The organism is Streptomyces sp. BBFR25 (assembly GCF_044590125.1).
Taxonomy (GTDB): Bacteria; Actinomycetota; Actinomycetes; order Streptomycetales; family Streptomycetaceae; genus Streptomyces; species Streptomyces canus_D.
The window spans coordinates 519,068-532,103 of the sequence record NZ_CP172447.1; the positions used below are offsets into that span (position 1 = coordinate 519,068).

General features: G+C 70.9%; 10 protein-coding genes and 1 pseudogene. 5 read left to right on the forward strand and 6 right to left on the reverse strand.

The genetic code is table 11. From position 1 onward, the window contains the following. Window positions 1-2: 2 nt before the first annotated feature. Window positions 3-1,190, reverse strand: a complete 1,188-nt coding sequence (locus ACGH52_RS02235) for a fumarylacetoacetate hydrolase family protein (protein ID WP_399937141.1) — start codon at window positions 1,188-1,190, stop codon at window positions 3-5. Window positions 1,191-1,238: 48 nt separating this feature from the next. Beyond that, a complete protein-coding gene (locus tag ACGH52_RS02240; protein WP_059302601.1) occupies window positions 1,239-2,975 on the reverse strand; it encodes an IlvD/Edd family dehydratase in 1,737 nt (578 codons plus the stop codon). A gap of 104 nt (window positions 2,976-3,079) precedes the next feature. Here ACGH52_RS02240 and ACGH52_RS02245 point away from each other — a divergent pair. Then, window positions 3,080-3,822 (forward strand): annotated as a pseudogene (locus tag ACGH52_RS02245) (FadR/GntR family transcriptional regulator). A gap of 226 nt (window positions 3,823-4,048) precedes the next feature. Next, window positions 4,049-5,077, forward strand: a complete 1,029-nt coding sequence (locus ACGH52_RS02250) for an LLM class flavin-dependent oxidoreductase (RefSeq protein ID WP_399937144.1) — start codon at window positions 4,049-4,051, stop codon at window positions 5,075-5,077. Window positions 5,078-5,134: 57 nt separating this feature from the next. Here the strand turns inward: ACGH52_RS02250 and ACGH52_RS02255 are convergent, their stop codons facing one another. Both ACGH52_RS02255 and ACGH52_RS02260 read right to left on the reverse strand, forming a co-directional pair. Next, a complete protein-coding gene (locus ACGH52_RS02255; protein WP_076978007.1) occupies window positions 5,135-6,040 on the reverse strand; it encodes an arginase family protein in 906 nt (301 codons plus the stop codon). Window positions 6,041-6,114: 74 nt separating this feature from the next. Next, entirely contained in the window at window positions 6,115-6,885 is a 771-nt protein-coding gene (locus tag ACGH52_RS02260) for an SOS response-associated peptidase (RefSeq protein ID WP_399937148.1), read from the reverse strand. A 267-nt stretch (window positions 6,886-7,152) separates the two neighbouring features. Between ACGH52_RS02260 and lepB the strand changes: the two genes are divergently transcribed. After that, window positions 7,153-7,818 carry a signal peptidase I gene (lepB, locus tag ACGH52_RS02265; RefSeq protein ID WP_076978009.1) on the forward strand — a complete coding sequence of 222 codons (666 nt, stop codon included), beginning with the start codon at window positions 7,153-7,155 and terminating at the stop codon, window positions 7,816-7,818. A 311-nt stretch (window positions 7,819-8,129) separates the two neighbouring features. On the opposite strand, the gene asnB is transcribed toward lepB, so the two are convergent. Together asnB and ACGH52_RS02275 are read right to left on the reverse strand one after the other, a co-directional pair. Next, the gene (gene asnB, locus ACGH52_RS02270) at window positions 8,130-9,971 is read right to left on the reverse strand and encodes an asparagine synthase (glutamine-hydrolyzing) (protein ID WP_399937152.1); all 1,842 of its coding nucleotides are present in this window, start codon (window positions 9,969-9,971) and stop codon (window positions 8,130-8,132) included. 683 nt (window positions 9,972-10,654) lie between these two features. Further along, the gene (locus tag ACGH52_RS02275; protein WP_210975072.1) at window positions 10,655-11,161 is read right to left on the reverse strand and encodes a peptidoglycan-binding domain-containing protein; all 507 of its coding nucleotides are present in this window, start codon (window positions 11,159-11,161) and stop codon (window positions 10,655-10,657) included. A gap of 307 nt (window positions 11,162-11,468) precedes the next feature. Here ACGH52_RS02275 and ACGH52_RS02280 point away from each other — a divergent pair, with 307 nt between their 5' ends. Beyond that, window positions 11,469-12,512: a helix-turn-helix domain-containing protein gene (locus tag ACGH52_RS02280; RefSeq protein ID WP_399937155.1), complete on the forward strand. Its 1,044-nt coding sequence runs from the start codon at window positions 11,469-11,471 to the stop codon at window positions 12,510-12,512. A gap of 20 nt (window positions 12,513-12,532) precedes the next feature. Beyond that, complete coding sequence (locus ACGH52_RS02285; protein WP_399946606.1) at window positions 12,533-13,021, forward strand: DUF664 domain-containing protein; 489 nt, start codon at window positions 12,533-12,535, stop codon at window positions 13,019-13,021. Window positions 13,022-13,036 lie beyond the last annotated feature (15 nt).

The following is a 13,036-nucleotide window of genomic DNA, read 5'->3' on the forward strand; positions in this document are numbered from 1 at the left end:
TCTCACAGGACGCCGCGCCGGGCCAGGTTGCGTGTCAGCGCGCGTACGCCGAACGTCCAGGGCGCGGCCTGCTCGCTCGGGACGACGGTGTTGACCAGAGCGCCGAGTCGAGGGCTGGAGATCCGCACGACGTCGCCGTACTCGTGGGTGAAGCCCGCGCCGGGTGCCTTGCGGTCCTCCGTGGGGGCGAACAGCGTCCCGGTGAAGAGCACGAACCCGTCCGGGTACTGATGGTGCGGACCGTGTGTGGCGGCCACCAGGTCCAGCACGTCGCGGCTGATCCCCCGCATCGTGCTGTTGCCGTGCAGTACGTACCCGTCCGTCCCGTCGACCCGCAGGCCGACGTCGAGCCCGCGTACGGTGTCGAGGTCGAAGTCCTCGTCGAACAGGCGGATGAACGGGCCGATCGCGCACGAGGCGTTGTTGTCCTTCGCACGGGCCAGCAGCAGGGCGCTGCGTCCCTCGATGTCGCGGAGGTTGACGTCGTTGCCGAGCGTCGCACCGCGTACCCGGCCGCGCGAGTCCACGACGAGGACGACCTCGGGCTCGGGGTTGTTCCACACCGAGGCAGCGAGCACCCCGATGTCGGCGCCGACGCCGACCGCGGAGAGGACCGGCGCCTTGGTGAACACCTCCGGCTCCGGCCCGATGCCGACCTCCAGGTACTGCGACCACAGCCCCTCGGCGACCAGTAGGTCCCTGACCTTGTCCGCCTCGGGCGATCCGGGGCGGATGCCGTCGAGCGCGCCGCCCACCACCTGCCCGACGCGGGCCCGTACCCGGGCGGCCTGCGCCGGGTCGCCGCCGGTGCGCTCCTCGATGACGCGTTCCAGCAGGCTCCCCGCGAAGGTGACACCGGCGGCCTTGATCACCTGCAGGTCGACGGGGGCGAGCAGATGGGGGACGTCACGGCGGCCGACGGGTGCCTCGAGCAGTTCGTCCAGACGCCAGACGTGTCCTGCGTCGGCCTCGCGGACGACTGCCGCCGCGTCGTCGCGTTCCATGAGGTCGGAGACGGTGGGCACGACGGCCGTCAGGTCGACGACCCGCTCGCCGCGCACCGCGGCCACACACGGCCCGTCGTACTCCGGGGCGTGGACGCGTGCCACGAGGGTGGCGCGGTCGGCGTCCTCCGGCAGGACGGAGCCGGTGGTGAGGGCCGGACGAGGGCGCGCTGCTCCGGGTTCCACGGTGGCTGCTCTCCTGGGTTCGAGGGGGGCGGTGGTCGGGGCCCGGGATCAGTGGGAGTCGCGGGGGACCTCGTGTCCGCGGGATCCGCGCAGGAATCCGAAGTCGGCGCCCTGATCGGCCTGTTCCACGTGCTGCGTGTACAGCCAGGTGTAGCCGCTGTCGTACCGCTCGGCGGGTGTCCGCCACGTCTGCCGTCGCCGGGCGAGCTCGGCGTCGTCCACGTCCAGGCGCAGGGTGCGGTTCGGGACGTCGAGGACGACGGGGTCCCCGTCGCGCACCAGGGCGAGGGGGCCGCCGACGGCGGCCTCGGGTGCCACGTGCAGGACCACCGTCCCGTACCCGGTGCCGCTCATCCGGCCGTCGCAGACGCGCACCATGTCGGTGACACCGGCCTTCAGCAGCTTGGCGGGAAGCGGCACGTTGGAGACCTCGGGCATGCCGGGGTAGCCCTTGGGGCCGGCGTTGCGGATGACGATGACGGTGTTCTCGTCGATGTCGAGTTCCGGGTCGTCGGCGACCTCGTGGTAGGCCTCCGGGGAGTCGAAGACGCGCGCGGGACCGCGGTGGGTGAGCAGGTGCGGTGACGCGGCGGACTGCTTGATCACGGCCCCGTCTGGGCACAGGTTGCCGCGGAGGACGGCGATACCGGTGCCGGCCGGCTGGAAGGGGGCGTCGAGGCGGGTGATGACGTCGGAGTCGACGCGTTCGGCGTGCTCGGTGTTCTCGGCGACGGTGCGTCCGGTGACCGTGATCTGCCCGCCGTGCAGCAGATCGCCGCCGAGCAGCTCGGCCAGGACGGCCGGGAGGCCGCCCGCGTAGCAGAAGTCCTCCATGAGGTACTTCCCGCTGGGCATCAGGTTGACCAGCGTCGGCACCGCGCGCGCCAGGTCGTCGAAGTCCGCCAGGCTCAACTCGACACCGACACGTCCGGCGAGGGCGGTGAGGTGGATGATGGCGTTCGTGGAACCGCCGATGGCCGCGTTGACCCGGACGGCGTTCTCGAACGCCTCCCGGGTCAGGATCCGCGAGGGGCGCAGCTCCTCCTCCACCATCCGTACGATGCGCTGCCCGGCCGCCTGCGCGGTCTCCATCCGGCGGGAGTCGACCGCGGGCCATGCCGCCGAGCCCGGCAGCTGCATGCCGAGCGCCTCGGCCATGCAGGCCATCGTCGAGGCAGTCCCCATCGTCATGCAGTGCCCGTTGGAGCGGGCCATGCAGCCTTCCGCGAAGAAGCACTCCTCCTCGGTCATCCGGCCGGTCTTCAGGTCTTCCTCGAACTTCCACACATGGGTGCCGGAACCGACGTCCTGGCCCCGGTACTTGCCGTTGAGCATCGGGCCGCCGGTGACCATGACGGCGGGCAGGTCGACACTGGCGGCGCCCATGAGCATGGCCGGGGTCGTCTTGTCACAGCCGGACAGCAGCACGACACCGTCGAGCGGGTTGGCCCGGATCAGCTCCTCGACCTCCATGGCCATCAGGTTGCGGTACAGCATGGCGGTGGGGCGCATCAGGGTCTCGCCGGTGGCCATGGTGGGGAACTGCAGGGGCAGGCCGCCCGACTGCCACACGCCGCGCTTGACGGCTTCGGCGACGCGGTCCAGATGGGCGTTGCACGGGGCGAGTTCGGAGGCGCTGGTCGCGATGCCGATGACGGGGCGACCGTCGAACACCTCGTGCCCGAAGCCCTGGTTGCGCATCCAGGAGCGGTACACCATCCCGCTGCGGCCCCGTGCGCCGAACCACTCCTGGCTGCGGCGACTCTTCTGCTGACCGTCCGTCATGTAGGCACTCCCGTGGCTCTGGCGTCGTCCGCTTCGCGATGGGGCGTGGCCGGGTGGTGCCCGCGGGCCGTACCCTGTCACACAATCATTGAATGATTCGATGAATGGCGTCCAGAGGGAAGCGGCGATCGTGGAGAATTTCCCGACCACGCACCAGCGGGTGGTCGACGAACTCGGGCGGCGCATCGTGGCGGGAGCGTGGGAGCCGGGGGCTCCGTTGCCGGTCGAGGACGCCCTCGCGGCCGAGATCGGCGTCAGCCGGGGGGTGTTGCGCGAGGCGGTGAAGTCACTGGTCGCCAAGGGCATGCTGCACGTACGGCCGCGTACCGGCACGCGTGTGCTGCCTCCGGAGCACTGGAACCACCTGGACCGTGACGTACTGCGCTGGAAACAGGCCGGGGACGCCACCGCTCTGCTGCGCGACACGGGTGAACTGCGCCGGATCGTCGAGCCGGAGGCGGCCCGGCTCGCCGCAGACCGGGCAGGCCCCGACGACGTACGAGTCCTGTACGAGTCCCTGGCGGCCATGGAGGCCGCGGCGGCGGCTCCCGGCCGCAGGGGGTACGTCGAGGCCGACATCGCCTTCCACCGGGCCCTGCTCGACGCGGGCGGCAACCGTCTCCTCGGCTCACTGGGCCGCGCGGTCGAGATCGCGCTGGAACACAGCTTTCTCATCAGCACGCAGACCCCCGGCGCGGTGGAGGCCTCGTTGCCGGGTCACCGCGCCGTCGTGCGGGCCGTCGAGGCCCGTGACCCCGTGGCCGCGGCGAACGCCGTGCTGGCCCTGATCGAAGCCGCCGAACGGGAAATCGCCGAATCTCCCGGAAATCCGAGCGATGCCGTCTGACCCCTCACCAGGGCGGCCTGCCCACGCCCGAGCACACCATCTGTCGAGGCCGACTCGCCGAGCCTTCTCCATCGCGGAGCGGGACGAGTAGCGCTCGCGTGTTGCGTCCTCGTGAACAGCCGGGCGACATACGTTCCGCAGGGATCGCCCTCCGGTGATGAGGGGGCATGATCCGTCTGTTGAGAGGTGGCCGGCCCGGGTGGGCACCGGTGGGCGGGAGTGGCAGATGAGCGGCAGGCGGCTGAAGAGGCTCGGGTTTCTCACGATCGGGCTGTTCGACGAGGCGGAACCGGGCCCCGGACACGAGGACACACTGCGCGTGCTGGAGTTGGGGGAGCGACTCGGCTTCGACAGCGCCTGGGTGCGTCACCGCCACCTCCAGTACGGGATCGCCTCACCGGTGGCGGTGCTCGCGGCCGCCACGCAGCGCACCAGTCGCATCGAACTGGGTACCGCCGTCACGCCGTTGGGGTGGGAGAACCCGCTGCGCCTCGCCGAGGATTGGGCGACCGTGGACATCCTGTCCGGCGGCCGCTTCAACCCGGGCGTGAGCACCGGCCCGCCCATGCACTACGAGCGGGTGAAGGACGCTCTGTATCCGGACACGGCCGATGTCGAGGAGCTCGGCTATGCGCGGCTGCGGCGCCTGCTCGGCCACGTCGCGGGGGAACCGGTCACGGACTTCCGCGGTACGGAGGGCATCGAGACCTATTCCGACCGCGTACAGCCCCACTCCCCCGGACTGCGGCGACGCATGTGGTACGGGGGCGGCAGCCTGCGCTCGGCCCGCTGGGCCGGAGAGAACGCGTTGAACCTCCTCACCAGCAGCGTGGTCAAGGCGGGGCCGGACGAAGGCACCGGCTCCGAGGACTTCGCCGCGATCCAGCTCTCCCACATCCGAGCCTTCCGCGCGGCGCACGCCGACGGGGAGGCCGCGCGGGTCTCCCAAGGGCTCGTGGTGGTTCCCACCGACTCCGCCGACGCCGCGCAGCGCGCCAAGTACGAGGACTACGCCGCCCAGCGCCTCCCCCGCACCCTGGAGCCACAGGGACCCGCCCGTCTGCTGTTCGCCCCGGACCTCGTGGGCCCTTCCGAGTGGATCGCGGAGCGGCTGCGGGCCCACGCGGCGTTCCGGGAGGTGGAGGAGGTGGCCTTCGCCCTGCCGTTCACCTTCGCTCCGGAGGACTATGTGCAGATCCTGACCGACATCGCCGGCCGGCTCGGTCCCGCGTTGGGCTGGCGACCGGCTGCCTGACGGCCACCGCGCCGTGCGAGCGGCGGAGCCGTCCCCGGCATGGACCGACCGCGCGTCTCAGTCGGTGGTGAAGGCGGCCACCACCAGGTCGGTCAGGAGGGCGCCCGCGCTGCCGTCGGGGTCCAGGTCGGGGTCGTAGATGGTGACGTTGAGCCCCGCACAGTGCGGGGACCGGACGAGCGGGCGCAACAGGGCGGTGAGTTCGCCCGGCAGCAGGCCGTCGGGGTCCGGGCTGTCGACCGCGGGCATGACCGAGGGGTCGAGGACGTCGGCGTCCAGGTGGACCCAGAAGCCGTCGAGGGCCGCCGCCCCGAGATCTTCGGCGGCCGCTGCGCCCAGGCTACCGGGGTCGGTGCGGCGCAGTTCGGAGACGGTGGTGACGGGGACCTTCAGCGCGCGCAGTTCGGCGACGTCCGCGTCGTCCACGAACGCGTCCCGGGTGCCGAAGAGCCGGACGTCCTCGTCCCGGAGGTAGGGCCGCAGTCCTTCGAGGTCGGTCAGGTCCTCCTGCCCCCGGCCGGTCGAAAGGGCGAGTTCCTCGCCGCCGGCGGCGCCGATCCGGTCGGAGGTGCCGGGATGACGGAAGTCGGGAGAGGCGTCGATCGACACCAGGCCGTACCGGCCGAGGCGGCGCAGGGCCAGCGCGGCGCCGAGTTGGATGGAGCAGTCCCCGCCGAGGACCAGGGCGAAATGACCGGCGGACACGTGCGCCTCGATGCGGTCGGCGAGGGTGCGCGTGTAAGCGGCGATGGCGTGTGCGTTGAAGACGCCGTCGCCCTCCTGCCAGTCGCCCCGGTCGTAGCGGGGCGGCACGACCACGCCCCCTTCGACGGCGCCGAGCCTGCGTACGATCCCGTTGTCCCGCAGCGCCCCGGCCAGCTTGTAGCAGCCGGGGACGGTGCCGGGAGCCGGCGGGCGCAGGCCCAGGTTGGAGGGAGCGTCCATGATCACGGTGCTTCGCATGGAGTCATCCTTGCCGTCGGGCGGCGGGTGTTCAACCGGTCCTGCGCGAGGCGACGTTGCCCATCGGCGGAGGCTCAACCGGACGGAGTGGCTCTGCCTTCCGGGCCGGTGACCGCCTCGACCAGGTGCGGGCCGTTGTTGCGGACGTTGTTGACCGCCGGGGAGACGGGGCGGGCGTCGAGCCGACCGCCGGCGGGCTGCTCAAGGAGGTCGCGCAGCGCGCCGGTGTCCTGGCGGGAGGGGTCCAGCCAGACGTCGTAGTGGTCGTCGGCGACGGTCAGCGGCATGCGGGGGTGGACGCGTCCGGCGGCGTCGGTGGCCTCGGTGGTGATGATGGTGCAGGTCGTCAGCCAGGCCGACGGGTCGTCGTCGTGCCCGGCGTCCGGGTCGCGCCAGTACTCGTACAGCCCCGCGAGGGCCATCACCCGGTCGTCGGCGGCATGGACGAAGTAGGGCTGCTTCCGGGCCTTCCCCGTCTCCGGGTCCTCGACGCGCTGCCATTCGTAGAAGCCGTCGGCCGGCAGGAGGCAGCGGCGGCGGGCGAACGCGGTGCGGAAGGCCGGTTTCTCGTGGACGGTCTCCACCCGGGCGTTGATCAGCCGGGCGCCGATCTTCGTGTCGCGGGCCCAGGACGGTACCAGGCCCCAGCGCAGCGTCCGCAGGTGCCGTACCGCCGGAGCGGCGGCATGGGCCTCCCGCGGGGGGCGTTCGAGGACGGCCCACACCTCGTCGGTCGGCGCGACGTTCCAGCTCGGCGCCAGGGGATCGCCGAGGTCCCGGTCGGCGATCCGGAACCGCCGGGCGAGGTCTTCGGGACCGCGGGTGGAAACGTACCGGCCGCACATGGATCAACTGTCGCGCACCCCTGGCGCTCGGCGCGACCGCACGGACCGCCGCTGCGCCAGTCGGGCGAGCCCGGCCGGAGTGCTGGTGCGAGGGCACCTCCGGTCAGCCGCGCCTCGGCACGGTGGGTCGCCGTACGGAACCGCGCACCGGCGGGCCGGTTGCTGTGGCGCGCGGGGCGCGGTCTCGGCGGGATGTGCGTTTCCGTGCGGGACCGCTTAGCCTCTGCTGGTCCGCCCGCCCGGGGCGGTTGTCGGGGAGGGGCGTTCATGCGGCAGCGTGGAGCAGGCGGCCGGCGGAGAGTCGCGGGCTGGGTGTCGGTCCCGCTCGGGCTGGTCCTGGTGCTGGGAGGCACCGGTTACTTCTTCGCACGTCACCAAGGAGTCACCGTCCAGGGCGAGTCGATGGAGCCCGCGTATCGCCAGGGCGAGCACCTGGTCGTCGAGCACATCGGCCCCGACGAAGTACGCCGGGGCGATGTCGTGCTCGTTCGTGTGCGCGGCCGATACCAGGGCGCCCCGGTTCTGCGGCGCGTCATCGGGACGGGCGGTGATCACGTGGAGAGCGACGGGGACCGGGTCACGGTGAACGGGAAGCCGGTCGACGAGCCCTACGTACGGCGCGACGCGTTGGCCTCCGCGGCCGTACCGTACGACGTACGGGTACCGGACGGGCGGTTGTTCCTGCTGGGCGACAACCGGGGGAACTCGAACGACTCACGCTTCTCCCTCGACGAGCAGTCGGGCAGCGTCGCGGCCTCCGGGGTGGTCGGGCGCGTGCGGGAGGGGTTCGTCGTGCCGCCGGTGTCGCTGGCGACCGGAGGGCTCGGGACCGTGCTGGCCCTGGTCGGGGTCGGGCTGGGGATCAGCGGGTACACGGCCCGGCGCGCGGCCCGGCGACCGCTCGTGGCCGCGCCGCCGTGGTCCGCGGCGTAGGAAGGCCGGCACCGCATCGGTCCGCGGCCGCCGGTGTTCCCCATGGGGAGATGCGGCCGTCACCGTTCTCGTCCACCGCGTCGAAGATCATGTCGGCCGTGGCTTGTGGCAGCAGCCGGCCGCCGCAAGCCCTCTCGACTCGCCGTTGTCCCAACAGCCTGTCCCCCGTCAACCGACAGCGAGTCGAGGAGCACTCCGCGTCCGACGGGTGACACGTGCCCCGCACGAACACATCGAGCGCCGGTGTGCCGGGCCGTCACCCTCTGGGCGCCTGGGTCGGCGGGCCTCCCCCGGAGTGCGGGCGGAGTCGTTCAGCCGAGATCGAGTTCCGGCTGGTAGAGGTCCAGCCAGAGGGCGAGGTCGAGGGCCCGTTCCAGGCCGCGCCGGTCCGCCTGACCGCTCATCGGTGCCTCCCGCTCGGCGGCCCGCCGCAGTCGCTCCGGGTCCACGAGGTCGAAGACGGGGTGACCGGTGCGGGTGAGCAGGTCCTTGGCCTGGTCCTGGAGGGCCGCCGCGTACTTGGGGTCCTGGGTGGACGGGTAGGGGCTCTTGACCCGGTCGTACACGGATTTCGGCAACACGTCCGCGGTGGCCTCGCGCAGCAGGGTCTTCTCCCGGCCGTCGAAGGACTTCAGCGCCCACGGAGTGTTGTAGACGTACTCGACGAGCCGGTGGTCGCAGAAGGGGACCCGGACCTCCAGGCCGACGGCCATGCTGGCGCGGTCCTTGCGGTCGAGCAGGATGCGCACGAAGCGGGTCAGGTGCAGATGGCAGATCCGCCGCATCCGGTACTCGAAGTCGCTCTCGCCGTCCAGGCGCCGGATACCGGCCACGGCCTCGCGGTAGCCGTCGGCCACGTACGCGGGCAGGTCCAGTTTCGCGGCCAGGTCGGGGCGCAGCAGGTCCGTGTCCTCGCCCATGTGGCGGCTCATCGACACCAGCCAGGGGAAGGTGTCGGCGCGGCGTGCCTCCTCGTCGAAGAACTGCAGGTAGCCGCCGAAGACCTCGTCGGCGGACTCGCCGGACAGGGCCACGGTGGAGTGGTCGCGGATCGCGCGGAAGAGCAGGTACAGGGAGGCGTCCATGTCGCCGAGGCCGGCCGGCAGGTCCCGGGCGCGGATGACCTTGGCGCGGACCTCGGGGTCGGCGAGGGCCTGGGCGTCCAGCACGATGTCCTGGTGGTCGGTGCCCGAGGCGCGGGCGACGTCGTGGACGAAGGGGGTGTCGGGGGTGCCCCGGAGTTCGTCGGCGATGAAGTTGTCGGTCTGCCCCGCGAAGTCGACGGCGAAGCTGCGTACCTTCTCGCCGTGTTCACCCAGCTGCCGCGCGGCGAGCGCGGTCATCGCCGAGGAGTCCAGTCCGCCGGAGAGCAGGGTGCAGCGGGGCACGTCGGCGACCAGTTGGCGGCGCACGATGTCGTCGAGGAGCGAGCGGACGTGCGCGACCGTGGCCTCCCTGCCGTCGGTGTGCGGACGGGTCTCCAACTCCCAGTAGCGGCGCTGGTGCACGCCCGAGCGGTCGACGGTGACGACGGTGCCGGGCTCGACCTCGCGGATGCCGTCCCAGACGGCGTGACCGGGCGTCTTGATCATGGTGAGGAGTTCCCGCAGCCCGTCGAGCCGGACCCGGCGGCGGGCCAGCGGATGGGCGAGGATCGCCTTGGGCTCGGAGCCGAACAGCACGCCGTCCGCGGTCGGGTGGTAGTAGAACGGCTTGATGCCCATGCGGTCGCGGACCATGACGAGCTTGTTCTCGCGTCCGTCCCAGAGCGCGAAGGCGTACATGCCGTTGAGGTGCTCGGGGAGCGCGTCACCCCATTCGAGGTAGCCGCGCAGCACGGCTTCGGTGTCGGAGTCGGTGGCGAAACGGTGGCCGCGGTCCGCGAGTTCACGGCGGAGTTCGGTGAAGTTGTAGGTCTCTCCCGAGTAGACGAGCGCGACCGTGCCGTGGGGAGTGTCGGCGCTCATCGGCTGCCGGCCGCCGGGCAGGTCGATGATGGCGAGCCTGCGGTGGCCGAGCGCGACGGGTCCCTGCACCCAGACGCCGTGGTCGTCCGGTCCGCGGCAGGCCATCGTCTCGGTCATGGCGTCCAACGCCGCCCTCTCGGTGCCGAGGTCGCGGTCGAAGGAGACCCAGCCGGTGATGCCGCACATGCGCTACCTCCTGCGTCCGGTGCGCCGGACGACCCTGCACGACCAGTCCTTTTGCAGCTGCGAGCAGATCGAAGGCGAACCAGTTGTAAGTGCCATCTACATTTCGAGCGTGCGTCACAGGAGTAGGCGGGGTCAACGTGGCCGTAACGGGAAGGACACAGAGCTTCTCTCGTTTTCAGCCACTCTTTGCGATAGCGATACCTTCAGTCACCCTCAGGCAGGGCGTCGGTCGCGCGGAATCGGCCACGCGCAAAGTCTTGGCCAACCGCCGATCGACGACGCCGGGGTCACTGACTCCGCCGGGCGTCTCGCTCTTCGAAGTCCCTGCGGACCGCGGCACCCTGGTCCTCCGACAGCCCGGCGTCGTCCGGGAGTGTCAGGACGGTGCCGCAGTGCTCGCACAGTGGCCCGTCTCCGGCGGGCGTGCCGCATGCCTTGCAGAAGCGGTTGCGGCTGTGGCTTTGGCTTTGGCTGTGATCCTCGGGTGTCGTCATCGTCTCTTCCGCACGTCGGGACAGTACGGAGGCCGGGTTCCCGCACAGTCGTCGCCCATGTCCGCGTGGAGACCTCCTGGCTCAGGGGCGAAGGACCTCGCCACCGTGCCGGCCATCCACCACGTCTGCCGACGCCGACCTCAGGCGGACGAGGTCGGCGTCGGCAGACGTTGCGCTGACTGCAGCTGACTACAAAGGGGGGTTGAGGCAGGCGATGTAAGTACCGCCTGCGGTGTACAGCGGCCACAGCATCTGTCCCCGGGTCGCCGGTCCGTAGTCGCCGTCGGCACTCACGCCGAGTCGGTTGGCCTGGAGCCACCGGACGGCATCCACCGTGCCGGTGCCGTAGACCCCGTCCGCCCCTCCGGTGGCGTTGATCCGGTTGGCGGCATAGGTGCCGCTGTAGCACGACAGGATGGCTCGCTGCAGCGCCGTTACGGCGTTTGAACTACCCGTCTGGTATTCCATGTAGCAGTTCAGACCGTTACCGGTACGCGCGGGGATCTTGTAGTGATTGCCAGGGATGCCGCCACTGCCCAACCCATCGGTGCGCTTCACCGTCGTGTTGCACGGACCGTAGGCGGCATGGGCGGGCGCGGTCATCATCGGGCTGGCCGTCAGGCCGGCGGCGAAGAGGAGAGCCAAAACCCCCAGTACTCCGGTCCGCGTGCGCAGCGTCGTCGATCCTCGTTGCACGATGCAATCCTCCCGGTCGGTGATGTGTCGTCTCGGTGACGGCCTCGTCCATGGACCTTAGAACCCTCGTGGGCTTCGGACTTTGTCGTCCGTGCAGGGGAATGTGTCAGCAGTGCGACCGCCGCCGCGCCCTGGCACCGCAGCAGGCGAGGACCCCGCGCGCTCCCGGCGGAGCCGTTGCGCGGCGAGATCCCGTCCTGCCAAGCTGACGGCGGGAACTGTCCTTGTCGGGGAGGGCGCTTGTGAGGGAACAGACCGAGGGGCGGCCGGGCCGGCCGCACGACCAGCGCAGCCGAAGGTCCGATTCATGAGCCCGGTTCTGGACACCGCGTTCATACCGCCGCGCGACCGGGAGGAAGTGGTCCGCAACGCCGTGTGGGAGTCCGTGGTGGCGGTCGACATCGACCACCGTCCTGCCGCTGAGGACCTGTCCGTTCGTATAGGGCTCGGCACCGTCGGACCTCTCAGAATCTGTTCGGCACGGGCGACCGCGGTCACGATCCGCCGTACGGAACGGCTGGCCCGGGAGGACGAGGAGCCTGCCGTCTTCCTCGGCCTGCAGGTGACGGGCACCAGCCTGGTGGCGCAGAACGGACGGGAGTGTGTACTGAGACCCGGCGAGTTCGCCGTCTACGAGTCGATCGCTCCCTACACGCTTCTCTTCGACGAGGGAGTCGACCACCACTTCCTGCGCTTCCCCCGCGCGGCACTCGCGCTCCCCGACCGGCTGCTGCGAGACACCAGCTCAGTCGCCCTGGGGGCCGACAACCCCGTTGCGCGTCTCGCCTTCACCTACTTCTCCCAACTGGCCGCCACCGACGAATTGCACCAGGGTGTGCACGCGGACGCCGTAGTGGAGCCCAGCGTCGAACTCCTGCGCGCCGTCCTGACGACCGAGCACGGCAACTCGAGCCTTGCCAGAGGCCCCTTGGAGTCAACGCTCGGCCTGCGGATCACTCAGTACATCCGGACGCACCTGAGGGACCCCGACCTGTCGGCGGCACGGATCGCCGCCGCACACGACATCTCCGTACGGCATCTCTACACAGTGCTGTCCGGGTTGGGCATCAGTCTTGGAGACTGGATCCGTACCCACCGTTTGGCGGAGTGCAGGCGGGAGTTGTCCGACCCGAGCAGCCGGTCGCGCACCATCGCGGCGATAGGACGAAGGTGGGGCTTCGTGAACGCGACCCACTTCAGCAAGGTGTTCAAACAGGCCTACGGACTCTCGCCTCGGGCCTGGCGCGACCAGCACCAGCCCCGGCAGGGCTCGGCTCCCGCGGCGGTCGGCCTCCCCGCTTCGAGTCGGCCGGCCCGCGTACCTGGACAACGTCCTGCGTGGCCCCGCTGATTCGGGAATCATGGGTGACCATGACCGAGAATTTGAGCGATACCACTCCGGGCAGTGAGGTAAGGGCGCTTCTTCGGACCCTGGACGGACAGCGACGCCACGTTCTCGACATCCTTGACGGGCTCGACCCGAAGGATCTTCGACGGCCCCTGCTGCCTTCGGGATGGCACTGCCTGGGGCTGGTACAGCACTTGGCCCTCGATGTGGAGCGGTTCTGGTTCCGCGCGGTCGTCGCCGGGGACGAGGAGGTCATCCACAGTCTGACGAGCGGCGACGATGCGTGGCAGGTGGCCCCGGAAGTACCGGCCGCCGACGTGCTCGACCGATACCGGCGGGAGGCGGAACTCGCGGATGCCGTCATCACGGCCACCGCTGCCGACGCCGCGTTGGCCTGGTGGCCCCACGACCTGTTCGGTGAACCGCACCTGCACACCCTGCGCGACGTCCTGCTGCATGTCATCACGAGACCGCGTGCCACGCCGGCCACCTCGACGCGGTCCGAGAGTTGATCGACGGCCGCCGGT